General features: G+C 69.0%; 25 protein-coding genes. 17 read left to right on the top strand and 8 right to left on the bottom strand.

The window, feature by feature from the left end:
• Window positions 1–128 precede the first annotated feature (128 nt).
• The gene (locus tag ACZ54P_RS36625; protein WP_465466196.1) at window positions 129–995 is read right to left on the bottom strand and encodes a GNAT family N-acetyltransferase; all 867 of its coding nucleotides are present in this window, start codon (window positions 993–995) and stop codon (window positions 129–131) included.
• A 66-nt stretch (window positions 996–1061) separates the two neighbouring features.
• Here ACZ54P_RS36625 and ACZ54P_RS36620 point away from each other — a divergent pair, with 66 nt between their 5' ends.
• Together ACZ54P_RS36620 and ACZ54P_RS36615 are read left to right on the top strand one after the other, a co-directional pair.
• Complete coding sequence (locus tag ACZ54P_RS36620) at window positions 1062–1907, top strand: SCO6745 family protein (RefSeq protein ID WP_465466195.1); 846 nt, start codon at window positions 1062–1064, stop codon at window positions 1905–1907.
• Between the two features lie 40 nt (window positions 1908–1947).
• Entirely contained in the window at window positions 1948–2433 is a 486-nt protein-coding gene (locus ACZ54P_RS36615; protein WP_465466194.1) for a pyridoxamine 5'-phosphate oxidase family protein, read from the top strand.
• Here ACZ54P_RS36615 and ACZ54P_RS36610 read toward each other — a convergent pair.
• Window positions 2430–3593 (bottom strand): steroid 3-ketoacyl-CoA thiolase, encoded by a 1164-nt coding sequence (locus ACZ54P_RS36610; protein ID WP_465466193.1) that lies wholly within the window; start codon window positions 3591–3593, stop codon window positions 2430–2432. The two genes, ACZ54P_RS36615 and ACZ54P_RS36610, sit on opposite strands and share 4 nt — an antisense overlap.
• Before the next feature lie 243 nt (window positions 3594–3836).
• Here ACZ54P_RS36610 and ACZ54P_RS36605 point away from each other — a divergent pair, with 243 nt between their 5' ends.
• The 3 genes from ACZ54P_RS36605 to ACZ54P_RS36595 are packed head-to-tail and all read left to right on the top strand — an operon-like array spanning window position 3837 to window position 6956.
• A complete protein-coding gene (locus tag ACZ54P_RS36605) occupies window positions 3837–5063 on the top strand; it encodes a cytochrome P450 (protein ID WP_465466192.1) in 1227 nt (408 codons plus the stop codon).
• A 34-nt stretch (window positions 5064–5097) separates the two neighbouring features.
• A complete protein-coding gene (locus tag ACZ54P_RS36600) occupies window positions 5098–5886 on the top strand; it encodes a transglutaminase-like domain-containing protein (RefSeq protein WP_465466191.1) in 789 nt (262 codons plus the stop codon).
• Between the two features lie 47 nt (window positions 5887–5933).
• Window positions 5934–6956 (top strand): YhjD/YihY/BrkB family envelope integrity protein, encoded by a 1023-nt coding sequence (locus tag ACZ54P_RS36595; RefSeq protein WP_465466190.1) that lies wholly within the window; start codon window positions 5934–5936, stop codon window positions 6954–6956.
• Between the two features lie 18 nt (window positions 6957–6974).
• Here the strand turns inward: ACZ54P_RS36595 and ACZ54P_RS36590 are convergent, their stop codons facing one another.
• Genes ACZ54P_RS36590 through ACZ54P_RS36580 form a run of 3 tightly spaced genes read right to left on the bottom strand, consistent with a single transcriptional unit; the run spans window position 6975 to window position 10182 of the window.
• A complete protein-coding gene (locus tag ACZ54P_RS36590; RefSeq protein WP_465466189.1) occupies window positions 6975–8138 on the bottom strand; it encodes a thiolase domain-containing protein in 1164 nt (387 codons plus the stop codon).
• Complete coding sequence (locus ACZ54P_RS36585) at window positions 8135–9190, bottom strand: thiolase domain-containing protein (RefSeq protein ID WP_465466188.1); 1056 nt, start codon at window positions 9188–9190, stop codon at window positions 8135–8137. Before ACZ54P_RS36585 ends, ACZ54P_RS36590 begins: the two co-directional genes overlap by 4 nt.
• A gap of 8 nt (window positions 9191–9198) precedes the next feature.
• Window positions 9199–10182, bottom strand: coding sequence for a Zn-ribbon domain-containing OB-fold protein (locus tag ACZ54P_RS36580; protein WP_465466187.1), 984 nt, complete (start codon window positions 10180–10182; stop codon window positions 9199–9201).
• Between the two features lie 97 nt (window positions 10183–10279).
• Here ACZ54P_RS36580 and ACZ54P_RS36575 point away from each other — a divergent pair, with 97 nt between their 5' ends.
• Window positions 10280–11839 (top strand): acyl-CoA synthetase, encoded by a 1560-nt coding sequence (locus tag ACZ54P_RS36575; protein WP_465466186.1) that lies wholly within the window; start codon window positions 10280–10282, stop codon window positions 11837–11839.
• A gap of 114 nt (window positions 11840–11953) precedes the next feature.
• Here ACZ54P_RS36575 and ACZ54P_RS36570 read toward each other — a convergent pair whose 3' ends face one another.
• Window positions 11954–12742: a crotonase/enoyl-CoA hydratase family protein gene (locus ACZ54P_RS36570; RefSeq protein WP_465466202.1), complete on the bottom strand. Its 789-nt coding sequence runs from the start codon at window positions 12740–12742 to the stop codon at window positions 11954–11956.
• 61 nt (window positions 12743–12803) lie between these two features.
• Between ACZ54P_RS36570 and ACZ54P_RS36565 the strand changes: the two genes are divergently transcribed.
• Together ACZ54P_RS36565 and ACZ54P_RS36560 are read left to right on the top strand one after the other, a co-directional pair.
• Window positions 12804–14420 (top strand): acyl-CoA synthetase, encoded by a 1617-nt coding sequence (locus tag ACZ54P_RS36565; protein WP_465466185.1) that lies wholly within the window; start codon window positions 12804–12806, stop codon window positions 14418–14420.
• Window positions 14421–14604: 184 nt separating this feature from the next.
• The gene (locus tag ACZ54P_RS36560; protein ID WP_465466184.1) at window positions 14605–15711 is read left to right on the top strand and encodes an NAD(P)H-dependent flavin oxidoreductase; all 1107 of its coding nucleotides are present in this window, start codon (window positions 14605–14607) and stop codon (window positions 15709–15711) included.
• Between the two features lie 84 nt (window positions 15712–15795).
• On the opposite strand, the gene ACZ54P_RS36555 is transcribed toward ACZ54P_RS36560, so the two are convergent.
• Window positions 15796–16602 carry a S1 family peptidase gene (locus ACZ54P_RS36555; protein ID WP_465466183.1) on the bottom strand — a complete coding sequence of 269 codons (807 nt, stop codon included), beginning with the start codon at window positions 16600–16602 and terminating at the stop codon, window positions 15796–15798.
• 124 nt (window positions 16603–16726) lie between these two features.
• Entirely contained in the window at window positions 16727–17980 is a 1254-nt protein-coding gene (locus tag ACZ54P_RS36550) for an APC family permease (RefSeq protein WP_465466182.1), read from the bottom strand.
• Window positions 17981–18052: 72 nt separating this feature from the next.
• Here ACZ54P_RS36550 and ACZ54P_RS36545 point away from each other — a divergent pair, with 72 nt between their 5' ends.
• From ACZ54P_RS36545 to ACZ54P_RS36505, 9 genes are all read left to right on the top strand, one after another.
• Window positions 18053–18829 carry a GntR family transcriptional regulator gene (locus ACZ54P_RS36545; protein WP_465466181.1) on the top strand — a complete coding sequence of 259 codons (777 nt, stop codon included), beginning with the start codon at window positions 18053–18055 and terminating at the stop codon, window positions 18827–18829.
• A 184-nt stretch (window positions 18830–19013) separates the two neighbouring features.
• Window positions 19014–20126 (top strand): TIGR03364 family FAD-dependent oxidoreductase, encoded by a 1113-nt coding sequence (locus ACZ54P_RS36540; RefSeq protein ID WP_465466180.1) that lies wholly within the window; start codon window positions 19014–19016, stop codon window positions 20124–20126.
• Window positions 20120–20806, top strand: a complete 687-nt coding sequence (locus ACZ54P_RS36535; protein WP_465466179.1) for a phosphonatase-like hydrolase — start codon at window positions 20120–20122, stop codon at window positions 20804–20806. The genes ACZ54P_RS36540 and ACZ54P_RS36535 overlap by 7 nt, the downstream gene beginning before the upstream one ends.
• Window positions 20807–20810: 4 nt before the next feature.
• Entirely contained in the window at window positions 20811–21830 is a 1020-nt protein-coding gene (locus tag ACZ54P_RS36530) for a 2-aminoethylphosphonate ABC transporter substrate-binding protein (protein ID WP_465466178.1), read from the top strand.
• Window positions 21827–22888, top strand: a complete 1062-nt coding sequence (locus tag ACZ54P_RS36525) for an ABC transporter ATP-binding protein (protein ID WP_465466177.1) — start codon at window positions 21827–21829, stop codon at window positions 22886–22888. Before ACZ54P_RS36530 ends, ACZ54P_RS36525 begins: the two co-directional genes overlap by 4 nt.
• The gene (locus tag ACZ54P_RS36520; RefSeq protein WP_465466176.1) at window positions 22885–23739 is read left to right on the top strand and encodes a 2-aminoethylphosphonate ABC transporter permease subunit; all 855 of its coding nucleotides are present in this window, start codon (window positions 22885–22887) and stop codon (window positions 23737–23739) included. The genes ACZ54P_RS36525 and ACZ54P_RS36520 overlap by 4 nt, the downstream gene beginning before the upstream one ends.
• Window positions 23717–24514, top strand: a complete 798-nt coding sequence (locus ACZ54P_RS36515) for an ABC transporter permease (RefSeq protein ID WP_465466175.1) — start codon at window positions 23717–23719, stop codon at window positions 24512–24514. The genes ACZ54P_RS36520 and ACZ54P_RS36515 overlap by 23 nt, the downstream gene beginning before the upstream one ends.
• 51 nt (window positions 24515–24565) lie before the next feature.
• Entirely contained in the window at window positions 24566–25045 is a 480-nt protein-coding gene (locus ACZ54P_RS36510) for a hypothetical protein (protein ID WP_465466174.1), read from the top strand.
• 43 nt (window positions 25046–25088) lie between these two features.
• The gene (locus tag ACZ54P_RS36505; protein ID WP_465466173.1) at window positions 25089–25601 is read left to right on the top strand and encodes a hypothetical protein; all 513 of its coding nucleotides are present in this window, start codon (window positions 25089–25091) and stop codon (window positions 25599–25601) included.
• Window positions 25602–25651 lie beyond the last annotated feature (50 nt).

Below are 25651 nucleotides of genomic sequence, written 5' to 3'. Positions count from 1 at the left end.
GGGCTTCGGGACAGGTGGTCGGGAGTGGCGATTCGGGTTAGAACCCGAATCGCCACTCACGACCAACCCGGCCCACCCGTCACCGGAAGCCTCCAGTCGGGAAGTCCGCCTTCGCCGTGTGCCCCTCATCAGACGTCTCGCGCGAGATCCCGGACCTCGGGAAGCGGCTCGAAACCCGCCGACTTGTAGGTGGCGACGGCGGCGACGTTGGAACTCGGCGTGTACACGGCCGCGCTCGACGCCCCCAGTTCCTGGAGCGCGGCGGCCGCGGCGACGCTGATCGCCCTGCCATGACCGTGCCCGCGATGGTCCCGGTGCACGCCCATCGGTTCGAGTATCCCGGGCTTCCCCGGGCCTGCCGACCACACGGCCACAGCCGCGACGGCGCCACCATGGTCGTCGTACCCGACCAGGAACCGGGCATCGGCGTACGGCGCTCCGGCCGCCATCGTGCGCCACTTCTCAGGGGTGAACTTCGATCCGTCGAACGCTTCTCGCATCACGTCGGCCCACACGTGGCACTCGTCCGGCCCGATGGTCTCGATCCGCAGGCCCGGTGCCTCCACCGGCTCGGTGAGAGCGAGGCGGAGCGGCGTCCACGGCTCGTCGAGGCGCCAGCCCTGCTCGGGCAGAAGTTCTTGGAGCAGCGCGTCCTTCGGTGACTCGATGGCCACCTTCCCCGCAGGCAGCACACCGCGTTCCGGCGCGATCACGTCTTCGGTCAGCCGTCGCGCCAGTTCCTCGTCCCGGCGAACGCCCGGCGCGGTCGTGAGCCGGAGGAGATCGGCTCCGTCCAGGAGCCCGACGGCGAGAATCCGCCCCTCACGGCGCCAGATCCGGACCGCCGCGGCCGTCGCCTCCGCCCCCGCGCGCCAGAACCAGCCGAGGTCACCGGGATGCAGCTGCCAAGCCGCCCCTTCGGATTGCCAGTCCCGCAGCGCGTCCACGGCCTCGTTCAGTCCGTCGAGCCCGGGTCGTTCCAAGTCGATCGCCATGCCGGTGATCACACACCATCGCACGAAAGGTTCGCATCCGGTTTTCGGTAGGGCCAAGATGAGGCCGTGAAGTCACTTCAGCGCCGCCTCTGGGAGGCGGTCGAGCCGCTGCACGCCGTCGTCTACTTCGCTCCGGAAACGGCGGCCGCGGCCAAGGCCGTCGGTCTGCCGAGCTGGTGGATGGGCTATTTCGCCGGGCGGGTCGCGCCACTCGGGCCGCTGGGCGAACCGCCCGCGACGGCGATGCTGTTCGGGTTCGCGCCGCGGATGGTCGCGCGATCCCTGCCCGACGCCTGGAAGTACGCCGAGCCGTCGGTCGTGCTGCGGAGCCGGATGGACGCCGTCGAGGCGGCCTTGAACCGGATCTTGCCCGCCGACGCGGCCCTCGAAGAACTCGCCGTTCTGCTCGAACGGGCCGTCACCGGCTGCGATTACGCGGCCAGGCCGCTGGCCGCCGCGTGGTCCTCGGTCGCCCGGCCCGCCACCCCGGCCGGGAGGGTCTGGCTCGCGGCGACGATGCTGCGCGAGCATCGCGGGGACGGTCACGTGCTTTCCGCCGTCGCCGCCGGATTACGCGGACTCGACACGACACTGACCCACATCGGCAGCGGGGCGGTGACGCGCGAGGTCATCCAGATCAACCGCGGTTGGACCGACGAAGACTGGGACGAGAGTGTCGCCCGGCTTCGTGATCGCGGCATCCTCGACGGCGACTTGCGGCTCACCGAGACGGGAATCGCGCTGCGCCAACGGATCGAGGACGAGACCGACCGCCTCGCCACCGGCCCGATCGCCGCGCTCGGCGAGGACGGCGCCGCCGACGTCGTGCGGCTCGCCGTCCCGCTGAGCCGCCATGTCTTCGACGCCGGAGCCATCCCGCTGCCGAATCCGATGGGGGCGCCGCGACCCTGACCGCGCGAAACTGTCGGACCTCGGTGGGATGCTGCGCGGCATGGCTACGTGGCAACAGTTCAGTGAAGAGGCACCCGAGCTGGCGGGGAAGGTCAAGGAGCGGTTCACCGCGGCGAAATCACATGTGCTGGCGACAGTCCGACGGGACGGTTCGCCTCGGGTGAGTGGCAGTGAGGTCGATTTCCGTGACCAGGACTTGTTGATCGGTTCGCTGATCGGCGCGGTGAAGGCCAAGGACCTTCAGCGTGACGGGCGGTTCGCGATCCACGCCGCCTCGGCGATCGACGAGGGCGGCGCGGACGCGAAGGTGGCGGGCGTCGCCGTCGAGATCACCGATCCGGCGGAGGTCGCCCGGCTGCAGGAGGACGACGGGCCCGCCCACGTCTTCCGTCTCGATCTCACCGAGGCGGTGCTGACGTGGGTCGAGGGCGACACCATCTTTTTCGACTTCTGGAAGGAGGGTCAGGGGAGCAAACGGCTCGCGAGGCCGGGCAACGGTGCGGTGGTCGAGGTCGCGCTGAACTAGATCCGCTCGATGATGGTGCCGGTGGAAAGCGCGCCACCGGCGCACATCGTCACCAGCGCGGTGCTCGCGTCCCGGCGTTCCAGTTCGTGCAGTGCCGTGGTCAGCAGCCGCGCGCCGGTACTGCCGACGGGATGCCCGAGCGCGATCGCGCCACCGTTCACGTTGACCTTGTCCTCGCCCGCCCGGTGCACCCGTTGCCACGACAACACCACTGAAGCGAAGGCCTCGTTGACCTCGAACAGGTCGAGATCGCCGATCGTCATCCCCGCCTTGGCCAGTACCCGTTCGGTCGCCTGTACGGGACCGTCGAGGTGGTAGTACGGCTCCGCGCCGACCAGTGCCTGGGAGACGATGCGAGCCCGCGGCTTCAGGCCCAGTGCCTTGGCCCGGTCCGAGTCCATCAGGAGGAGCGCGGCCGCGCCGTCGGAGATCTGCGACGACGTCCCGGCCGTGTGCACGCCGTCTTCGAGGACGGGCTTGAGCTTGGCGAGGCCTTCGACGGTCGTCTCGCGCAGGCCCTGGTCGCGGTTCACCAGCCGGGTCTCGCCGGTCGGCGCGCCGTCCTCACCGAGCACCGGTGCCTTCACCGCGACGACCTCGCGGTCGAAGTGCCCGGCCGCCCACGCGGCGGCGGCCTTGGTCTGGGAGGCGGTGCCGAACCGGTCGACGTCGTGGCGGGTGATCCCACGCCGCCGCGCGATCCGCTCGGCCGCGCCGTACTGGTTCGGCATGTCGATCGACCACGCCTGGGGCCGGGGCGTGCCGATGCCCTCGCCGCGATTCGCGCCCAGCGGTACCCGGCTCATCGCTTCGACGCCGCATGAGACGCCGACGTCGATCGCCCCGGCCGCGATGAGCCCGGCGATCAGGTGTGTCGCCTGCTGCGCCGAGCCGCATTGGGCGTCGATGGTGGTCGCGCCCGTCGTCTCGGGGAGCCCGGCGTGCAGCCACGCCGTCCGCGTGACGTTGCCCGCCTGCTCGCCGGCCTGGGTCACGGCGCCGCCGATCGCCTGCTCGACCAGCACCGGATCCAGTCCCGCGCGGTCGAGCAGGGCGCGCTGCGCCGCGCCCAGGATCTCGGCGGCGTGCAGCCCCGCCAACTGGCCCCTGCGTTTGCCGACAGGGGTGCGGACCGCCTCGACGATCACCGGACTACCCACGTTCGCCTCCTGGAGAGCACCGTTCACTATCAAAAAAGTAGAACACGTTCTTAATTTGAGCAAGTCATCCCAGGGTGGGTGGAATTTCGATCACTGGTCGCCGTTCCCGCGTTCTGCTGGGCATCCATGATCGCGCTAGGCCAAGTTAACGGGTTTCACTGAAAACTCTTCACTTGGTAAACGCCGTATGCTTCAATCGGGCCTAGAACGTGTTTCATTGGTGAACCGCGTAGGAGGTAGCCCGTGGCCGCTCCCCTGATCCCCGCCGGTTTCGATTTCACCGATCCGGATCTGTACGCCACCAGACTGCCTCTGGCGGAGTTCGCCGAACTCCGGCGCACGGCACCGGTCTGGTGGAACCCGCAGCCGCACAACACCGCGGGCTTCCGCGATGACGGCTACTGGGTGGTCAGCAGGCTGGAAGACGTCAAGGCGGTGTCGAGGGACAGCGAGCTGTTCTCCTCCCGGGAGAAGACCGCGATCATCCGCTTCGACGAGAACATGACCGACGACAGTCTCGAAGCCAACAGGCTCGTTTTGCTCAACATGGACGCGCCGCAGCATACGAAGCTGCGCCGGATCGTCTCGAAGGGCTTCACGCCGAGGTCGATCGCGAAACTCGAGGACACCCTGCGCGACCGCGCGGAGCGGATCGTCAGCGAGGCCAAGAAAAAGGGCGCCGGCGACTTCGTCACCGACGTCGCGTGCGAACTTCCGTTGCAGGCCATCGCCGAACTGATCGGCATCCCGCAGGAAGACCGCCTCAAGGTCTTCGACTGGTCCAACCAGATGGTCGCCTACGACGATCCCGAGTACGAGGTCGAACCGCTCGCCGCGTCCGCGGAGATCGTCGGCTACGCCTGGAACATGGCCGAAGAACGCCGCAAGTGCCCGATGGACGACATCGTCACGAAACTGATCCAGGCCGACGTCGACGGTGAATCACTGGCCTCCGACGAATTCGGCTTCTTCGTCATCCTGCTCGCCGTCGCGGGCAACGAGACGACGCGCAACGCGATCACCCACGGGATGAAGGCGTTTCTCGACCACCCCGACCAGTGGGAGCTGTACAAGAAGGAACGGCCGAAGACCGCGCCGGACGAGATCGTCCGCTGGGCCACCCCGGTGGTCGCCTTCCAGCGCACCGCGACCCGGGACACCGAGCTCGGCGGGCAGCGCATCCGCAAGGGTGACCGGGTCGGGATGTTCTACAGCTCCGCGAACTTCGACCCGGACCACTTCGACGAGCCGGAGAAGTTCGACATCCTCCGCGAGGACAATCCGCACGTCGGTTTCGGCGGCACGGGCTCGCACTACTGCATCGGCGCGAACCTCGCCCGGCTGGAGATCGACCTGATCTTCAACGCCATCGCCGACGTCATGCCGAACATCAGTGAAGCCGCTCCGCCCGACAGGCTCCGGTCGAGCTGGCTCAACGGGATCAAGCACTACCAGGTGCACTACGGCTGAGTCGGCGGAGGCGTCGTAGGGCACCATGGACGCCATGGGTCCCCACGTGCAGGTCGACGTCGAAATGTCCTTCCGGGTCACCAAGCCGGGCCCCGCCGCGTTCGTGGTCGCGCTCGCCGGCGGGGCGGAACAGGAAGAGTTCGCCTATCCCGCGCCGCCGCGCCAGGTGGCGTTCGAACACGGGACCCGGGCGCAGGTCGTCGAGCTGCCGCCCGGTGAGCACGTCGTGCGGTACCGGGCCGAGCGCGCCTTCGGCGCCGCCGAGGGCGAACCCGTCGGCATGGAAGACCTCATCCGGTACACGCGGCCCAGCCGGTACTGCCCCTCGGACCGGTTGGGCGGGCTCGCGCTGTCCCGCTTCGGTGGGCTTCCGGACGTACGCACTCAGGTCGACGCGATCGTCCGGCACGTGGGCGAGCACCTGTCCTATGTGGTCGGTTCCGGCTCGCCGACCGACGACGCCGTCGACACCTACCTCGCCGGGGAAGGGGTGTGCCGCGACTACGCGCACGTCTGCATCTCGCTGTGCCGGGTGATCGACATCCCGGCCCGGTTCGTGGCGGTTTACGCGCCCGGACTGTCCCCAATGGACTTCCACGCCGTGTTCGAGGCCGCGATCGACGGCCGCTGGTACGTGTTCGACGCCACCGGTCTCGCACCGAGGCAGAGCCTGAGCCGGATCGCGACCGGACGCGACGCCGCCGACACCGCGTTCCTCTCCACCCTCGGCTGTGAGCTGGACTTTCTCGGCAACACCGTCCTGGCGACCGCGGGCCCGTCCCTGCCGGAAGACGACGGCTCGGAGCTGATCGCGCTCGCTTGATCGCGTGTTGCCCACGACCTGTGACCTCGCTGGGGTAGACAGTCCGTGTGAGGGAGAAGCAAGCACCGACGAAATGGCAGCGGCTGCGTGCCCGCTACCGCTGGCTGGACCACGTGGCGCGGGCGGTGAACAGGTACATCGAGTACGGCGGTTACCACTACGTCGCGTCGATCACGTACTTCAGCCTCTTCTCGCTGGTGCCCATCCTCATGGTCGCGGTGTCGGTGGCGGGCTTCGTGCTGGCCAGCCAGCCGCAGCTCATCGAAACGATGCTGAACGCGATCACCGGCACCCTGCCCGGCGGTCTCGGTGACAAGGCCGGGGAACTGCTCACCGGGTTCGTGGAACAGCGCACCAGCGTCGGTGTCATCGGGTTGATCGTCGGACTGTATTCCGGCTGGAACTGGATGAACGCCCTGCGGGACGCGCTCACCGCGCTGTGGGGACAGAACCGGTCGGATCTCCCGCTGTTGCGCACGATCGCCGCGGACCTCCTCGCCCTGCTAGGCCTCGCGACCGCGCTGCTGGTCTCCTTCGCGATCACCATCTCCGGGTCCGCGCTCGGCCGGTACCTGCTGGGCCTGGCGGGGGTGGATGACACCGCCTGGGGGCACAACGTGCTGTCGGCGATCTCGATTCCGCTGGCGTTGCTGGCCAACTGGCTCGTGTTCCTCTGGGTGCTCACCCGGCTGCCGAGGAAACCGGTCGGGGTGCGCAGCGCGATGCGCGGCGCGGTCGCGCTGGCGCTGGGCTTCGAACTGCTGAAACTGGCCGGTGGGATCTACTTGCGGTTGATCGGCAACTCGCCGACCGGTGTCGCGTTCGGCTCGATCATCGGTCTGATCTTCTTCATCTCACTCGTGGCCCGGATGCTGGTGTTCGTCACGGCCTGGACCGCGACCGCGCGCGACGCGCCGCCGGAGCCGGTCCGCCCGCCGCCGCCCGTGGTGGTCCGGCCCGTGGTCGCGCCGCCCGATCGGCACGGTCTCAAGCCGGCCCTCGTGGGCGCGGTGACCGGGGTGGTCGCGACCCTGGCCGCGCAACGCCTCCGGCCCCGCCGCCGTACCTAGTCCCTGCGCGTGTGTCGCTCAAGAACCCGGCTTGGTCGACCCCACCACCCACATCGAGAAGAACTGCGATCCACCGCCGTAAGCGTGCCCAAGCGCGACGCGCGCGCCGTCGACCTGGTAGTCCCCGGCGCGCCCCATCACCTGCTTGGCCGCTTCGGAGAACCGGAGCATCCCCGACGCGCCGATCGGGTTCGACGACAGCACGCCGCCCGACGGATTGACCGGCAGCCGCCCGCCGAGCGCGGTCTCGCCCGCCTCGGTGAGCTTCCAGCCCTCGCCCTCGTCGGTGAAGCCCAGGTTCTCCAGCCACATCGGCTCGAACCACGAAAACGGCACGTAGATCTCCGCAGTGTCCACTTCGGACAGTGGATCGGTGATCCCGGCGGCCTTCCACAACGCGGCGGCGGCGTCCCGTCCTGCTTGCGGGTTGACCTGGTCGCGGCCGGCGAACGTCGTGGGTTCGGTGCGCATCGCGGTCGCGTGGATCCACGCCGCGCCACCGGGAACGGCGTCGCCGGCGGCCTCGTCACCGAGCACCATCGCGCAGGCGCCGTCCGAGGACGGGCACGTTTCGTCATAGCGGATCGGATCCCACAGCATCTGTGATGCCTGCACCGACTCGACCGTGATGTCGGATTGCCGCAGGTGGGCGTACGGGTTCAGGGCCCCGTTGCGCCGGTCTTTGGCCGCGACGATCGCACCGACGTGGTCGGGCGCGCCGGATCGCCGGATGTACGACCGCACGTGCGGCGCGAAATAGCCGCCGGCCCCGGCGCCCACCGGCATCTGGAACGGCGGCAGGATCGACAGGCCCCACATCGCGTTCGACTCGGACTGCTTCTCGAAGGCCACCGTCAGCACGCGCTTGTGCACTCCGGCTTGCACCAGCGACGCCGCCACGAGCGCGGTCGACCCGCCGACCGAACCCGCGGTGTGCACGCGCAGCAACGGTTTCCCGGTCGCGCCGAGCGCGTCGGCGAGGAACAGTTCGGGCATCATCACGCCCTCGAACAGATCCGGTGCCTTGCCGAGGACGACGGCGTCGATGTCGTCCCAGCCGGTCTGCGCGTCGATCATCGCCCGGTCGATCGCCTCCCGGAGCAGACCGGGCATGGACACGTCGGTGCGCTTGGCCTTGTGGTGGGTCTGGCCGGTTCCCAGTACGGCCGCGAGGTGCTTCACGAGAGGACCTCCAAGGTCGCGACCAGGTTCTGCTGCAGGACGGGGCCGCTGGTCGCGTGGGCGAGGGTTTTGCGCGCGCTGCCGTCGAGGATGCGGTTCGCCGCCTCGCCGATCCGCGCCAAACCCGCCGAGAACATCGGATTGCCGGTCAGCACACCGCCGGAAGGATTGATCCGCACCCGTTCGTCCAGGCCCAGCGCGGCGCGCAGGATCAGCTCCTGATGCGTGAACGGCGCGTGCAGTTCGGCGACTTCGACGCCGTCGAGGTCGAGCGCCCTTCCCGCGGCCTCTGTGGACGGTGACCGGGTGAGATCCCGCACGCCGAGCGCGGGGGAGTCGATTCGGTGCTCGATCCCGGTGATCACCGCGGGGCTGTCGACGAGGTCCGCCGCCCGCTCCGCCGAAGCGAGCACGATGACGGCGGCACCGTCGGTGACCGGGGCGATGTCGTGTGCCCGCAAGGGATCCGCGAAGTAGGGCGTGTCAAGGAGTTCGGCGACCTCGACCGGTCCGGAGAACTGCGCGGCGGGATTCCTGGCGGCGTCGGCACGGCTGCGCGCCGCGACCTCGGCGAGATCCTTTTCCGACCACAGTCCCGCTTCGAGGCCCAGCCTGGCCTGGATCCCGGCGACACTCACCGAGTCCGGCCACAGCGGCGCGACGACGTAGGGGTCCATCTGCAGCGCCAGCACCCGCCGCAGCTGGCCCGCCGAAGATTTGCCGAAGCCGTAGACGAGCGCCGTCTCGACCTCGCCCATCCGGATCTTCAGCCACGCCTCGTAGAGCGCCCAGGCGGCATCCATCTCGACGTGTGACTCGTGGATCGGCGGAAAGGCGCCGATGGCGTCGACCGCGGCGATGAACGAGAACGCGCGGCCCGCGAGGTAGTCCGAGGACCCCGAGCACCAGAACCCTATGTCCTCTTTGGACAGACCGGTGCGCTTGAAGACCTCGGCGAAGATCGGCACCAGCATTTCCACGCCATTGGTGGTGCCCGGGGTGTCACGGACGTTGGGGGCCTGCGCGAAGCCCACTACTGCTACATCTGGCACAGCGGTCCTCACAGATGGTGGGCGAAGGATTCGTAGGGCGCGTCCGGCTCGCCGGTCGGTTCGAAGTGGCCGATGTTCTCCAGCGACGTCCACCAATCGCCGCGGGGTTTCCAGGCGGCGCGCACGCGCATGCCCATCCGGACGTCGGCGGCGTCGCAGCCGAGGACCAGGTGCAGGAACGCGATGTCCGCGCCGTCGAGCAGGATGTACGCCGCGACATAGGGCGGTTTGATCCGCTGACCGAGGAACGGCACGTTCACGATGCAGAACGTGGTGACGATGCCGGTGTCGGGGAGTTCGACCTCGTCGGTGGTCGGGACGCCGTCGGTCGGGCAGGCGCCGCGCGGCGGGATGTAGACCTTGTCGCACGACGGACAGCGCTGGCCGATCAGCTTTCCTTCGGCGAGGCCACGCAGGTACCGGCTCTCCTCCGGCGACGCGGAATGCTGGTAGCGCAGGTGGATCGGCGTGATCACCACGCTGACCGGCGCGCCTTCCTCACGTTTCGCGACCGGGGGAGGCGCCTCGGTGGGATCGGTGTCGGGACCGTCGGCGGGGACGAAGTAGGCGATGTCCCGGATGTGGCCGACCGGCTCGTCCGCCCAGCGGATCCGCACGCGCTGTCCAGTGTGGACATTCGACGGCGCACCCGCGTCGACCGCGTGCAAGATCGAGGTGTCGGCGCCGTCGAGTTTGATCAGCGCCCAGGCGAACGGCCGTGACAACGGCTGGCCGTCGAGCGGTTCGGCGATCCACGACCAGGACACGATCTCGCCCTCGGCGGCGACCGGCACGAACTCGGACAGCGCCTCGGCGGTGACGGGGTCGTATTCCAGTGGCGGCACGTGGACGCGGCCGTCGCTGCCGCGGACGCCTTCGACCCGGCGCTCGCGCAAGGAGTTGACGAACCGGCCGAGTATCGGCCCGACCGAACGAGTGTAGTCGAAGCCCACGTTGAGCGGGGCCGACAGCGGGAGTTCCGGTGCACTCACATTCTGAGTGAAACACGTTCTCGATTTTACGGCAAGCTCGGTTATCTGGGCGCTCTCGGCACTTGCTCTTGAGTGGAACGCGTTCTAGATTTCCCGTATGCCGACAGCCACGGGGACACTTGGGGTCTGGAACATCGCCGCGCGGGAGCCGGAGCGGGTCGCGCTCGTCGATCCGGACGGCCGCTCGATCGGCTACGGGGACCTCGCCGCGAAAGCGAACGCGTACGCCCGGGGCCTGCAGGCCCTCGGGCTCGAGGCCGGGGACGTGGTCGTCGTCCTCCAGCCCAACGGAGACGAACTCGTGGCGGCCTATTCCGCCGCCATCCAGTCCGGGTTGTACATCGTGGTGGTCAACTGGCATCTGGTCGGGCCGGAGGTCGCCTACATCCTCTCCGACAGCGGCGCCAAGGCGTTCCTCGCGCACGAACGGTTCGCCGACGTCGCGATCGCGGCCGCCGACGAGGCCGGGATCCCGGAGCGGGCGCGCTTCGCGGTCGGCGACGTCGCGGGCTTCCGGCGGATCGAGGAACTCGGTTCGGGTGAGGGAGACGGGCGGCCGGAGCGGCGCACGGCCGGCTCGCCGATGCTCTACACGTCGGGGACCACGGGACGGCCCAAGGGCGTCCGGCGGCCGCTGAGCGGCGCCGATCCCGACGAAGTCCCCGGGGCGTCGACGTGGTTCTTCGGGATCTTCGGGCTGGCGCCGCACGACGGGCACGTGCACCTGTGCGGGTCGCCGCTCTATCACACGGCGGTGCTCAACTTCGTCGCCATCTCGCTGCAGCTGGGCCATACCGCGGTGCTGATGGACCGCTGGGACGCCGAGGAGATGCTGCGGCTGATCGAGCGGCACCGGGTCACGCACAGCCATATGGTCCCGACGCAGTTCCGGCGGTTGCTCGCGCTGCCGGACGACGTCCGCGCGGCCTACGACCTGAGTTCGCTGCGCGTGATGATCCACGGCGCCGCGCCCTGTCCGCTGGAGGTCAAACGCCGGATGCTCGACTGGTGGGGGCCGGTCGTCACCGAGTACTACGCGGCCACCGAGGGCGGCGGCACGGCGATCTCGGGGGAGGAGTGGCTCGAGAAACCCGGCTCGGTGGGGCTGCCGTGGCCGGGTTCGACGATCAAGATCCTCGACGACGAGGGCAAGGAGCTGTCCGCCGGCGAGACCGGCACCGTCTACATGAAGATGGGCGATTCGAAGTTCGAGTACCACAAGGACCGGGCCAAGACGGCCAAGGCGCGGGTCGGTGACCTGTTCACCCTCGGCGACGTCGGGCATCTCGACGAGGACGGCTACCTGTTCCTGCACGACCGCAAGGCGGATCTGATCATCTCGGGTGGGGTGAACATCTACCCGGCGGAGATCGAGGGTGAGCTGGTGATGCATCCGAAGATCGCCGACGTCGCGGTGTTCGGTGTCCCGCACGAGGACTGGGGCGAGGCGATCAAGGCCGTCGTCCAGCCCGCGGACGGTGTCGAGCCCTCCGAGGAGCTGACCGCCGAGATCCTCGAGTACGCGGCGTCCCGGCTGGCCAAGTTCAAGCTCCCGCGTTCGGTCGACTACCTGCCCGAACTCCCGCGTGACCCGAACGGGAAGCTCTACAAGCGCAAACTCCGCGACCCGTACTGGGCCGGCCACGCGCTCCCCTGACCGCATTTCGTCCTCTAAACGCGGTACTTGCGCACGCAACTACCGCGTTTCGTCCTCTAAATGCGGTAGTTCGTAGGGTGAACTACCGCATTTAGAGGACTAAATGCGTGGGGGTCAGCGGCCCCGGAAGACGGGCTTGCGCTTCTCGGCGAAGGCGCGGGGGCCTTCCTTCGCGTCTTCGCTCGCGAAGACCTCGATGCCGTACTGGGCGTCGAGCTTGAAGGCGTCTTCCTCGTGCATGCCCTCGGTGTCGCGCAGGGTCTTGAGGATCGCGCGGACCGCGAGCGGCCCGTTCGCGGAGATCAGCCTCGCCAGCTCCATCGCCTTGTCCAGCGCCGTGCCGTCGGGGACGACGTACCCGATCAGGCCGATCCTCAGCGCTTCTTCCGCGGTGATGTGCCGTCCGGTCAGCAGCAGGTCGGCGGCGACGGTGTACGGGATCTGGCGGGGGAGCCGGACAGCCGAACCACCCATGGGGAACAGGCTCCACCGCGCTTCCGACACCCCGAACTTCGCGCTCTCGCCCGCGACGCGCAGGTCCGTACCTTGCAGGATCTCCGTGCCGCCCGCGATCGCCGGGCCCTCGACGGCCGCGATCAACGGTTTCGTCAGCCGTCGTCCTTTGAGCAGCCCTTCGATCCGGCTGGGGTCGAACGTGCCCTTCTCGAACGAGTCGGACGGCGAGTTCTTCGACATCGACTTCAGATCCGCGCCCGCGCAGAACGCGCCACCCGCGCCGGTGAGCACGCAGCACCGGATGTCGTCGTCGGTGTCGACGCGGTTCCACGCCTCGACCATGATCGCGAGCATCTCGCCGCTGAGCGCGTTGCGGGCCTCCGGCCGGTTCATCGTGACCACGAGGGTGTGTTCGATCTTTTCCACCAGCGCGTGCGGTTCGCCCACCAGAGCCTCCGTCAAAAGAGCGGCCATTGCCCAGAACGATAACATGTTCTACTTTGGGGGAGTGGCACTCAACATCGCGGATCTACTCGAGCACGCCGTCGACGCCGTGCCGGAGCGCATCGCGGTCGTCTGCGGCGATCGGCGGGTCACCTTCGCCGAACTGGAAGAGCGCGCCAACCGGCTGGCGCACCATCTCGCCGCACACGGCGTGGGACCCGGATCCCACATCGGTGTCTATTTCCGGAACTCCATCGAGGCCTTGGAATCGATGATCGCCGCGTACAAGCTGCGCGCGATCGCGATCAACGTCAACTACCGCTACGTCCACGGCGAACTGCGGTACCTGTTCGACAACGCCGATCTGGTGGCGCTGGTCCACGAGCGTGGTTACTCGGACAAGGTCGCCGCCGTGCTGCCGGAAACACCCAAACTGAAACACGTTGTCGTTGTCGACGACGGAAGCGACGGCGATTACTCGTCCTACGGCGGTGTGGACTACGAAGCCGCGCTCGCCGAAGGCTCACCCGAGCGTGACTTCCCCGAGCGCAGCGCCGACGACATCTACATCCTCTACACCGGCGGAACCACCGGATATCCCAAGGGCGTCCTGTGGCGCCACGAGGACATCTGGCGCGCGCTCGGCGGCGGCATCAACTTCGTCACCGGCGAGTACGTCCCGGACGAATGGACGCTCGCCGAACAGGGCAAGGCGGGCAGCCTGGTCCGGTTGCCCGCCGCGCCGCTGATCCACGGCGCCGCGCAGTGGGCCGCGTTCGGCGCGCTGTTCACCGGCAGCCCGGTCGTGTTCGTGCCGCGATTCGACGCGCACGAGATCTGGAAAGCCGTGCAGGACAACAAGGTTCAGGTACTCACGATCGTCGGCGACGCGATGGCGCGGCCGCTGATCGAGGCTTACCGCGAGGGCGACTACGACGCGTCGTCGATCGTCGCGGTGTCGAGCCACGCCGCCCTGTTCTCCCAGTCGGTGAAACAGGAATTCCTGGCGATGCTCCCGAACGTCGTGATCACCGACGCGATCGGATCCTCCGAAAGCGGGTTCACCGGCATCGGCATGGTCAGCAAGGACTCCGACCATTCCGCCGGGCCCCGGGTCAGCTTCGGCAAGGACGCGATCCTGGTGGACGACGACGGCGGGCTCGTCGATCCGAAGCCCGGAGCGATCGGGTTGATCGCGCGCCGCGGTCATGTCCCCCTCGGCTACTACAAGGATCCCGTGAAGACCGAGAAGATCTTCATCGAGGTCGACGGCAAGCGGTACGTCGTTCCGGGTGACTACGCGCGCTACGAGGAAGACGGCACGGTGACCCTGCTCGGCCGGGGGTCGCAGTGCGTGAACACCGGCGGCGAAAAGGTCTACCCGGAAGAAGTCGAGGGTGCCCTGAAGTCGCATCCGGACGTCTTCGACGCGCTCGTCATCGGCATCCCCGACGACCGGCTCGGCCAGCGGGTGGCCGCGGTGATCCAGCCGAGGCCCGGCAAGGACCTGGACGTCGCGGCGATCGAGGCGCACGTCCGGACCGAGATCGCCGGGTACAAGGTGCCGCGCACCCTTTGGCTCGCCGAAGAGATCGGGCGGTCACCCAGCGGGAAGCCGGATTATCCCTGGGCACAGCGCTACGCCAGCGAGCACGAGCCCATCACCATCCAACCGGCGTAACAGCCTGTCGGCGGAGCTGAAGAGTTAGCTGGAAAGGCGACCAAATGAGTGAACCCGCCCGGCCGTAGGCCCCGCTATCGCGGTGGCAGGACGCCCTCTCCGCATCGGTGAGGCAAATGGCGGTCAGCGTCCTGCCGACGTCGATCGCGGACGCGGGTTCACTCACCAGCAAGTAAGGAGTTTCATGCGGACGTCTCTGTGCGACCGGCTCGGGATCGACCTGCCGATCGTCGGGTTCACCCCGTCCGAACACGTCGCCGCGGCGATCAGCCGGGCGGGTGGGCTGGGCGTGCTGGGTTGTGTGCGGTTCAACGACGCCGCCGAACTCGACGCTGTCCTGTCTTGGATGGACGAGAACACCGGCGGCAAACCGTACGGCGTCGACATCGTCATGCCCGCCAAGATCCCGGCCGAAGGGACGTCGATCGATCTCGCGAAGCACATCCCCCAGGGGCATCGCGACTTCGTGCAGCGGACCCTGCGCGACCTCGCCGTCCCGCCGCTGCCGGACGACACCGACGAACGCGCCGGCGTACTGGGCTGGCTGCATTCGGTCGCCCGGTCACATGTCGAGGTCGCGCTGAAACACCCCATCCGGCTGATCGCCAACGCGTTGGGTTCACCGCCGGTCGACGTCATCGAACAGTGCCACGCGAAAGGCGTGCCGGTCGCGGCCTTGGCGGGCAAGGCCGAACACGCCGTCCGGCACGTCGAGAACGGTGTCGATCTCGTTGTGGCGCAAGGTTACGAGGCGGGCGGGCACACCGGCGAGATCGCGTCGATGGTCCTGCTGCCCGAGGTCGTCGACGCCGTCGGCGACCGGGTGCCGGTGCTCGCCGCGGGCGGGATCGGCTCGGGACGGCAGGTCGCGGCGGCGCTCGCGCTGGGCGCGTCCGGGGTGTGGATGGGCTCGTTCTGGCTCGCTACCGAGGAATACCTGCAGACCATGGGGGAATCCGAGGCCATGCAACGGGCCTTGGTCGCGGCGGGTTCGTCCGACACCGTCCGGACGCGGATCTACACCGGCAAACCGGCGCGGCTGCTCAAGACGCGGTGGACCGAGGCGTGGGCCGCGCCCGACGCGCCGGAGCCACTGCCGATGCCGCTGCAGAACCTGCTGGTTTCCCACGCGCACAACAGGATCCATCACGCGGCGGATCCGACGGTGGTCTCGATGCCGGTGGGGCAGATCGTCGGGCGGATGGACCGGGTGCGGCCGGTCGCCGACGTGATGGCGGAGCTCGTTTCGGGTTACGAGGAGGCACTGTCGCGTTTGGACAAGACTCGCTGAAGTCCCCCCCCGAACGCCAGGAAAGGTCCTTTCCTTGCGAAATTCGCAAGGAAAGGACCTTTCCTGGCATGCCGTGCGATGAGGCTAGAGCCCGGCGGCCGCGTTCTTGATCGCGGTCGCGAAGGTGCTCACCTCGGTGTAAACGCCGGGAGCGTGCGCCCGCGCGCAGCCGTCGCCCCAGCTGGTGATGCCGACCTGGATCCAGGCGCCGGCGCTGTCGCGGCGGAACATCGGGCCGCCCGAGTCACCCTGGCAGGTGTCGACGCCACCGGAGTTGAGGTTTCCGGCGCAGATCTCGGCGTTGGCGATCAGGCCGGAGTAGCTGCCGCCCTGCGCCTTGCAAGTCGCGTCGGAGACGAACGGCACGTTGGCCTTGAGCAGGTAGCGCTGCTGCGCACCGCCTTCGGTCGCGGCACCCCAGCCGGCCACGGTGAACGTGCCGCTGTTGTTGGCCGCCGAGGTGTTGATCGGCAGCGTCGGGATCCCGGTGACCGGGCTCGCGAGCTTGATCAGCGCCCAGTCACCGCCGGTGGAGGTGGGGTAGGTCGGCGACCGGTGCACGTAGGTCGACTTGACCTTCTTGGCCGCGGTGCTCTGCAGGTCCACGACACCGAGGGTGGCGGTGATGGTCGTGTTGGCGCCGGTCCGCGACACGCAGTGCGCGGCGGTCAGCACGATCTGCGGGGTGTAGAGCGCACCACCGCAGCCCATGGAAAGCCTTACCATCCAAGGGAATTCACCCTGGGCGGCTCGGGTTCCACCGACCACGTCGGTGGACGGCGGCTGCGCGGCCGCGGCTTGCGGAGCCGTGGCGAGACCCGCCAGGGTTCCGGCCGCCGCGACGGCGATCAGGGTCTTTTTGAGCAGGCTGAACCGACGCTTGATGTCCAAGGGTTCATTCCTTCCGGCTGTCCACAGTGGAGGCAGGGAGACTGACTGCGGCCACCTGACTACAGCAGGTGGACAGACGCCGGGACAACCGACTTTCTTCGGATCTTTCGGCCGATGATGGTGATTAACGGACGTTCGAGGTGAAGCGCCGACGAATGGCGTAGCCCAGAGCGCCTAACGCCAGTACTCCGGAACCGGTGAGCACCGAAACCGCCGGAAGACTGAACGCGAGCACCACGCAGCCGAGCAGGCCCACGACGGCGATGACCCGCGGGCCCGGCCGCAGAGTGAACGCGCTGGCGTTCGCGACGGCGTAGTACGCCAGCACCGCGAACGACGAGAAGCCGATCGCGCCGCGCAGGTCGACGGTGCTCGCGAGCAGGGCGACGACGACGCCGACGGTGAGTTCGGCCCGGTGCGGGACGCCGAAGCGGGGGTGGACTGCGGTCAGGTAGCGGGGAAGATGCCCGTCGCGCGCCATGGCCAGCGTGGTCCGGGACACGCCCAGCACGAGCGCGAGCAGCGAACCCACCGCGGCGAGCACCGCGCCCACCCGTACGGCGGGGGGCAGCCACGACCAGGACGACCGCTCGACCCCTTCCGCGATCGGGTCCGGGCTGCGGCCCAGCAGCTCCGGCCCGAGCTGGTACAGCAGGACGAAGGCGAGCACGGCGTAGACGACCAGCGCCAGGCCGAGCGCGATCGGCACCGCGCGGGGGATGGTGCGCGCCGGGTCGCGGACCTCCTCACCCAGCGTCGCGATCCGCGCGTAGCCGGCGAACGCGAAGAACAGCAGTCCGGCGGCTTCGAGGACGCCGCCGATGCCGGGCGAGACCGGCGGGCCGGGAGTCCCCGCCCGCATGGTGCCGCCGAAGACCATCGCCGCCACCGCCAGCGCCAGGATCGTCAGCGTGAGGGTCACGATCAGCCTGGTCGCGAACGCCGAGCGCTGGACACCGCGGTAGTTGAGCCCGGTCAGCGCCGCCACGACGCCGACCGCGAACAGGCCCCGCCACGGCTGGCCGAGCCCAGGAGCGGCGTAGGTGACGACGGTCAGCGCCATCGCCGCGCAACTGGCGGTCTTGCCGACCACGAACCCCCAGCCCGCCAGATGCCCCCAGAATTCGCCGAGCCGCTCGCGTCCGTAGACGTAGGTGCCGCCGGACGCCGGATAGAGCGCGGCCAACCGCGCCGAGGACGTCGCGTTGCAATAGGCGACCACGGCGGCGAGGGCCAGCCCGGCCGGGAGCCAGGCGCCCGCGGCCCGCGCGGCGGGGGCGAAAGCGACGAAAACCCCCGCCCCGATCATGGAGCCGAGACCGATGAACACGGCGTCGCGGGTACCGAGCCGCCGGGCGAGGGAGTTCTGTTCGTCCACGAGTGTGAGCGTGGCATGAACACTTCGTTCGGGTCAGTACAGCCCAGGTGAACTCGGCCTAAGATCTGGACAGTGAGAACACGTTCCCCAAGAGTCCATCCTTCTGCCGACGGCCCGGTCCGGGACGGTATTCCCGAACACGGCCGCGTTCCACGCTATTACGCGGTCAAAGTCGAACTGCTCGACGTGATCTCCGAATTGGGGCAAGGCTCGGTACTGCCCACCGAAAGGGAACTGTCCGAACGTTTCGAGGTTTCCCGCGCGACGGTCCGCCAGGCCGTCGGTGAGCTCGTGCTCGAAGGCCGGCTCAGCAGGCGGCAGGGGAGCGGCACCTATGTCGCGGGCCCCAAGCTCGTGCAGCCGCTCGCTTTGGTGAGTTACACCGAAGGACTCAGGAGGCAGGGCATCGAGCCGGGCCGGAATCTGATCTCTTTGGAACGCCGGGAGGCCGGTCCCTCGCTGGGTTCGGAACTGGAAATCGATCCCGACGACGACGTGATCCACATCGAGCGGGTACTGCTGGCCGACGATGAGCGGGTCGGGCTGGAATCGACCTATCTCACCGCCGCGCGATTCCCGACGCTCATGGATGTGTTCGATCCCACACAATCGCTCTACTCGTGTTTACGGGAAAGGCTCGGCGTGGTCTTCGAGGGCGCCGAGGAGCGAGTCGAGACCGTGCTCGCCACCCCTCGGGAAGCGCTGTTGATCGGGACGAATCCGGCACTGCCGATGCTGCTGATGCACCGCACCTCATGGGGGCCGGACGGCATCCCGTTCGAACGCGTCCGGTCGCTGTTCCGTGGTGACCGGCTGTCCTTCGAGACCCGCCTCGGCCGCGTGGAGTAACGCACCTTCACGCATTTAGTCCTCTAGTCGCGATACTTGCACTTTCAACGACCGCATTCAGAGGACGAAGTGCGGTGGAATGTAACGCAAAGATAACAGGTCTGATCCAAGTTTCGGTGGGCCTTCACCTAGCGTTAGGACCACGGTCACGAGGCGTTGGTGCGCGCAGGCGAGCGTCTGCGGGGTGCGAATCCTCATCATCGGCGGCGGAGTGCTCGGCACTCAGCACGCCTGGCAGGCCGTCGAACGCGGCCACGACGTCGTCCAGCTCGAACGCGAACCCGAAGCCCGGGGCGCGTCCGTGCGCAACTTCGGGCTGATCTGGGTCGGCGGCCGCGCCACCGGCCCCGAACTGGAGACCGCCGCCAGGGCGCGCGTGCTGTGGGAGCGCATCGGCGAACGCGTGCCCGGGATCGGCTTCCGGCCGAACGGCTCGCTCACCGTCGTCCGCACGGAGGCCGAACTCGCCGTCGCGCGCGCCGCCGCGGCGAGCACGGAGCAGCGTGGCTTCACCCTGCTCGACGCCGCCGAGACCCGACGGCTGAACCCGGCCCTGCGCGGCGAGTTCCTCGGCGCGCTCTGGTGCGACCGCGACGCCGCCGTCGAACCGCGCGTCGCCCAGCCCGCGCTGCGCGCCGAACTGGCGAAATCCGGCCGCTACACCTGGGTGCCCGGCCGCGAGATCCGCGACCTGACCACCCGGGGTGTCGTCGATGACACCGGCGAAACCCACGAAGGCGACGTGGTCGTCCTGTGCACCGGCGCCTGGACGGGCGGGCTCGTCAAGGAGCTCGCCGGACAGACCCCGATCCGCCGCGTACGGCTGCAAATGGCCCAGACCGAACCGCTCGGCGAGATCCTCACCACCACGGTCGCCGACGCGGACAGCTTCCGCTACTACCCGGCGTACCGCGGCGAGGCACTCGACGATCTCGACGCACGCCAGCCGCAGGGCGAGATCGCCGCGGCCAACGCCATGCAGTTGCTCATGGTCCAGCGCCTCGACGGCTCGCTGACCATCGGTGACACCCACGAGTACGACGAGCCGTTCTCCTTCGACACCACCGAAGACCCGTACGACCACTTGGCCGAAGTCGCCGGGTCGCTGCTCGGACGCCCGCTCCCGCGCATCGTCCGCCGCTGGGCCGGGGTCTACGCCCAGACCGTCGACACCGCCCGGATCGTCCACCGCGCCCGCGTCGCGGACAACGCCTGGCTCGTCACCGGCCCCGGTGGCCGTGGCATGACCTGTTCCCCCGCCATCGCCGAAGACACCGCCGAGGAGTTGTCGTGGTGAACACCGAACTCGTCGTCCTGGACATGGCGGGGACCACCGTCGCCGACGACGGCCTGGTGATCCGCGCCTTCACCGAGGCGATCGCCGCCGCCGGAGTGTCCGAAGAGGACAGTCGCTATCCGGGCATGCTCGGCTACGTCGTCGAAACCATGGGCCAGTCCAAGATCGTCGTCTTCCGCGCCCTGCTCGACGGGAACGAGGAACTCGCCCAGCGGGCGAACACCGTTTTCCAAGACGCCTACGGGAAACTCGTCACCGACGGCCACTGCGAGCCGATCCCCGGTGCCGAGCAAACGATCCAGGAGTTGCGCGCCCGAGGCGTGAAAGTCGCCCTCACCACCGGCTTCGCGCCCGCCACCCAGAACGCGATCCTGGACGCGCTGGGCTGGCACGGCCTCGCCGACGCCGTCTTGGCGCCGGGAGACGGCGTGCGTGGCCGTCCGTTCCCCGACCTCGTCCTCACCGCCGCGTTGCGGCTCGAAATCGGCGACGTCCGCCGGATCGCCGTCGTCGGCGACACACCCTCGGACATCCAGGCCGGCCTCTCCTCGGGCGCTTCGGTCGTCGCCGGTGTGCTCACTGGATCGGCGAAGAAGCCGGAACTGGATGCCGCCGGTGCTACCCACGTCCTCGAATCCGTCCGCGATCTCCCCGCCGTTCTGTCCACCAAGGAGCTTTGACGACATGAAGAAACTCGCGGCCGCCGCCCTCGCCGGGCTGCTCACCCTCACCCTGGCCGCCTGTGGCGGCACCGCCGGCGGCGCGTCCGGCGATCAGACCGTCACGCTGTACACAGTGGACGGTCTGGAAGACTGGTACGCCCAGCGTATCGAGGAGTTCAAAGCGAAGACCGGCATCACCGTGCAGGCGGTGACCGCCGGATCAGGAGAAGTCGCCTCACGGGTGGAAAAGGAGAAGGCCAACACCCAGGCCGACATCCTGGTCACCCTCCCGCCGTTCATCCAGCGCGCCGCATCGCAGGGACTGCTCGCCACCACGGCGCCCTCCGGGATCGACCAGGTCCCCGCCGGGCAGAAGGACGGCCAGGGCCGCTACTTCGCCATCATGAACAACTACCTCAGCTTCATCCGCAACCCCCAGGTCTCGCCCAAGACGTGGGACGACCTCCTGTCTCCCGCGTTCAAGGGCAAACTCCAGTACTCGACCCCCGGCGAGGCGGGTGACGGCACCGCCGTGCTGCTGCAACTCCAGCACGTTCTCGGCGAGCAGGGCGCGCTCGAGTACCTCGCGAAGCTCGAAGCCAACAACGTCGGCCCGTCGTCCTCCACCGGCAAGCTGCAGCCGAAGGTGGCCAAGGCCGAGATCCTGGTGGCCAACGGCGACGTCCAGATGAACCTCGCCTCGATCGAGAAGAGCGGCGGGTTCGAGGTCTTCTTCCCGGCCGACTCCCACGGCAAGCGATCCACGTTCGCGCTCCCGTACTACGCCGGTCTCGTGACCAACGCGCCGCACGCCGAGAACGCCAAGAAGTTTCTCGACTTCCTGCTCTCGCCCGAAGTCCAGGGCAAGGCCGTGGACGCGTTCGGCGCCCCGGCGCGGACCGACGTCACGCCGTCCGGGCCGCGGGCGGACAAGGTGAAGGCCGCGCTCGACGGCGTCCAGATCTGGCAGCCGGACTGGGACGCCGTGCTCGCGAAGCTCGACGCTGACCTCGCCGCGTACAAGAAGGCCGTCGGCCGATGACCCCGGCGGTCGAATTCCGCGGGGTGTCCGTCCGCTTCGGACAGACGAGCGCCCTCTCGCCACTGGACCTCACCGTGGCGAGAGGGGAGACGCTGGCGATGCTCGGGCCCTCCGGCTCCGGCAAGTCGACGGCTTTGAAGGCACTCGCGGGCTTCGTGGTGCCGAGCACCGGCCGAGTCCTGCTCGATGGCGAGGACGTCACCGCCCTGCCGCCGCACCGCCGCGGCCTCGGCGTGGTCGTCCAGAGCTACGCGTTGTTCCCGCATATGCGCGTCGAGGCGAACGTCGCCTTCGGCCTCAGGGCACGCAAGACTCCCCGTGCCGAGACCGCGAGCCGGGTCGCCGAGGCACTGGAACTGGTCGGGATGGGCCAGTACGCCCGCCGCTACCCCCGTGAGCTTTCGGGTGGGCAGCAGCAGCGGGTCGCGCTCGCGCGGGCCTTGGCCATCCGGCCGCGGGTGCTGCTGCTCGACGAGCCACTGTCCGCTTTGGACGCCGCCCTGCGCGAGGACATGGTCGCGGAGCTGCTGCGGCTGCGCGCCGAACTACCCGACACCACGCTGATCTACGTCACCCACGACCAGGGCGAGGCGCTGGCGCTGGCCGACCGGATCGCGGTCATGCGCGACTCGAAGCTGGTCGAACTCGGCCCGAGCCGGGAGCTGTACCAGCGTCCGTCGACGGAGTTCACCGCGAGCTTCCTCGGCGCGTCCAACCTCATCCCCGTGGAGTTGATCCAACCGGACGGTTCCCGGGTCCGGCTCGGCGGCCGCGAGCTGGCGGCGGATCCGTCCGGCGTGATCCGGGCGGGGCAGCCGGTCGCGCTCGGTGTCCGGCCACACCGGGTCGGGATCACCGCGGCGGACGCCCCCGGCGCGCTGCCCGCGATCCTGCGCGGCGTGCAGTGGCGCGGTACGGGTTTCCGGCTCGACCTCGAACTCGCGCACGACGGCGGCGAGGTCCGGGCCGAGGTTCCGGACGTCGAGGGGCTGCCGGGCGTGGGGGAGCGGGTCGGAGTGTCCATTCCGGACGGTTGCCCGCTGGTGGGCGTCGGATGACCGGCATCGCACTGGCCGCCACGAGCGCACCGGCGCGGCGGCGGGAAAAACCCACGGCCCCCGGCTGGCTCCTGTTACCGCCGGTGCTCGTCCTGCTCGGCTTCTTCGGCTATCCGCTCGTGCTGGTCGTCCTGCAGTCGCTGGAATCGAAGACCGGTGAGTTCGGCTTTTCGGTATGGCTGGATGTCCTCGGGTCGGCGGAATTCCGGGACGCCGCCTGGAAGACCATCGCGCTCGCCCTCGGCGCCACCGCGGGCTGTGTGGTGCTCGGGACGTTCCTCGCGCTGGTGATCGCGTTCGTTCCGTTCCCCGGCGCGCGGACGCTCTCGCGGCTGGTGGACACCGTGCTCGCGTTCCCGTCGTTCCTCATCGCGCTCGCCTTCACCTTCATTTACGGCAGTGCGGGAATCCTCGGCGCCGGCGGGTTCCTGTACTCGCCGTTCGGGATCCTGCTGGCGGAGATCACCTTCTACACCCCGTTCGTGATGCGCCCGGCACTCGCCGCTTTCGGCCAGGTCTCCTCGGCGCAGATGGAGGTCGCGGCCAGCCTCGGCGCGAAACCCGGCCGCGTGCTGCGGCAGGTGATCCTGCCGGAAGCGTGGGCGTCACTGGCTTCCGGCGCCTGCCTGACCATGCTGCTGGCGATGAACGAGTTCGGCATCGTGCTGTTCCTCGGCGCCAAGGACGTCACGACGTTGCCGATGCTGGTCTACGGCAAGGGGATCGTCACGTTCGACTTCCCCCAGGCGTGTGTCATCGCGGTGGTCAACGTCGTGTTCTCCCTTGCCTTGTACGGAACCTACCGCCGACTGACGAAGGGAGGCCGTCGTGCTGCTGTGGACCAGGCGTAGCCGGATCCTGCTGTGGACGGTGTTCGCGGTGCTGTTCACCGCGATCGTGCTGGCGCCACTGCTGATGATCGCGCTGGCGTCGGTCGCCGGGAACTGGACCGGCCTGCTGCCGGGCGCGCTCACCGGCTCGCATTTCGCGCAGGCCCTGTCCGGGGAGACGTTCGCGAGCCTGTCGGTGAGCATCCAGACCGGCGTCATCACCTCGCTGGTCTCGGTGCTGCTGGGAACCTGGGCCGCGCTCGCCGCGCAGTCCGCCGGTCCCCGGGTGCGCAAAGCCGTCGACACCCTGTTCCACCTGCCGATCGCGGTTCCGTCGGTGGTGCTGGGACTGGCGTTGCTGGTGGCGTTCAGCCGTCCGCCGCTGGCCTTCAACGGGACACGCTGGATCGTGCTGCTCGGGCACGTGATGATCCTGCTGCCGTTCTCCTTCAGCACGGTTTCCGCCGCCATCGCGCGGATGGACCCGCTGCTGGCGCAGGCCGCGGCGAGTCTCGGCGCGGGGCCGGTGCGGGTGCTGCTCCGCGTCCGGCTGCCGGTGCTGCTGCCGTCGATCTCGGCGTCGGCGAGTCTCGCGCTGGCGATGTCGATGGGCGAACTGGGCGCGACGACGATGTTGTACCCGCCGGACTGGCGCACCCTTCCCGCGAGCATCTTCGCGCTCACGGACCGGGGACAGGTGTTCCTGGCGTCGGCGAGCACGGTGCTGCTGCTGGCCGTCACCCTCGCGGGGGTCGTGCTCCTCGGGCTGGTTCGCGGACGCGCCGCCCAGCGGTGAAGGACAGAGCGGTGATGCAACCTCATCGGACGTTCGCTCCGTCTTGAAGCCATGAAGAACGCAGCGAAGACGCTAGGCGCGGGGCTCGTGCTCGCCGCGACGGCGGCCTGCGGCGCGGGCGGCCCGGGAGCACCGGCGAACACGAGTTCCCCGCCGGTCGTCACCACACCCTCGGATCTGCCCACCTCTCTCCCGGCGAGCCCGCCGGTCGCGAAACCGCCGATGTCGCGGCCGACCGTCGGCCCGCCGCCCTCGGACGCGATGCTGCCGCCGTCGCAGGTCGAAGCCAAGGTGCCCGCTCAAGCCGGCGCGGGAACCGGCACGATCCTGAACGTGCACGTCGAACTCAGCGGCTGCGACGAGGCGACGGCGAACCTGGCCGAGCAGAACGCGCGGCGGGTCGTGGTCAAGATCAAGATCGACCACGGCGATCCCGGGCGGATGTGCCCGCAGGTGATCCGCCACGCCGTCCTGCCGGTGCGACTGGCCGAACCCATCGGTTCGCGGGCCGTCGTCCTGGAAGCGGGTTGAGACCATGTGCAACCCCACGGCGTCCTCGTTCCGTCCTAGGCACATGAGGTACTTAACGAATGTCATCGGCCTGGGCCTGATCGTCGTTGCGGTATCCGCCTGCGGGGCGCAGAACCAGGCGGTGCAACCCGGAAGCGGCCAGGGCAGCGGCAACCTGAGTACCGTGCCGCCGTCCTCGTCCTCGTCCTCGTCGCCGGCGCCCGTGCCGGGGAGCCAGCCCGGCGTCCCGAACGCGCCACGCCAGGAGGTCCCGGAAGGCAGCACCAAGCTGCCGGACAAGCAACTCGACGCGTCGGCGCTCCCCGCGGACTACCCGCGCGAGGTGTACACCAGCAACGGCGGGACGATCCTGAACATCCGCGGCCAGGAAGGCGGCTGCGGGCACGCGACCGCGGAGGCCGCGCAACAGGACGGGACCCGGGTCACGATCAATCTGACCGAACTGAAGGGCCAGACCGGCCAGATGTGCACGATGGACATCCGGCACCCGGTGATCTCGGTGACGCTGGCGGCGCCGCTGGGGGAGCGGACCGTGGTGCTGAAGCAGATGCGGTAGGCCGCGTCGTGTGGTCCCCGGCGTGCAATGAGCCTCTTCCATCCTGAGGT

The organism is Amycolatopsis sp. NPDC034160, from assembly GCF_055575355.1.
This window is presented reverse-complemented; position numbering and strand designations above follow the sequence as displayed.

Coding starts and splice junctions, on each gene's coding strand:
- ACZ54P_RS36625 (WP_465466196.1), bottom strand. CDS start 995: ATGGCGATCGACTTGGAACGACCCGGGCTCGACGGACTGAACGAGGCC.
- ACZ54P_RS36615 (WP_465466194.1), top strand. CDS start 1,948: ATGGCTACGTGGCAACAGTTCAGTGAAGAGGCACCCGAGCTGGCGGGG.
- ACZ54P_RS36600 (WP_465466191.1), top strand. CDS start 5,098: ATGGGTCCCCACGTGCAGGTCGACGTCGAAATGTCCTTCCGGGTCACC.
- ACZ54P_RS36575 (WP_465466186.1), top strand. CDS start 10,280: ATGCCGACAGCCACGGGGACACTTGGGGTCTGGAACATCGCCGCGCGG.
- ACZ54P_RS36560 (WP_465466184.1), top strand. CDS start 14,605: ATGCGGACGTCTCTGTGCGACCGGCTCGGGATCGACCTGCCGATCGTC.
- ACZ54P_RS36530 (WP_465466178.1), top strand. CDS start 20,811: ATGAAGAAACTCGCGGCCGCCGCCCTCGCCGGGCTGCTCACCCTCACC.
- ACZ54P_RS36525 (WP_465466177.1), top strand. CDS start 21,827: ATGACCCCGGCGGTCGAATTCCGCGGGGTGTCCGTCCGCTTCGGACAG.
- ACZ54P_RS36520 (WP_465466176.1), top strand. CDS start 22,885: ATGACCGGCATCGCACTGGCCGCCACGAGCGCACCGGCGCGGCGGCGG.
- ACZ54P_RS36510 (WP_465466174.1), top strand. CDS start 24,566: ATGAAGAACGCAGCGAAGACGCTAGGCGCGGGGCTCGTGCTCGCCGCG.
- ACZ54P_RS36505 (WP_465466173.1), top strand. CDS start 25,089: ATGAGGTACTTAACGAATGTCATCGGCCTGGGCCTGATCGTCGTTGCG.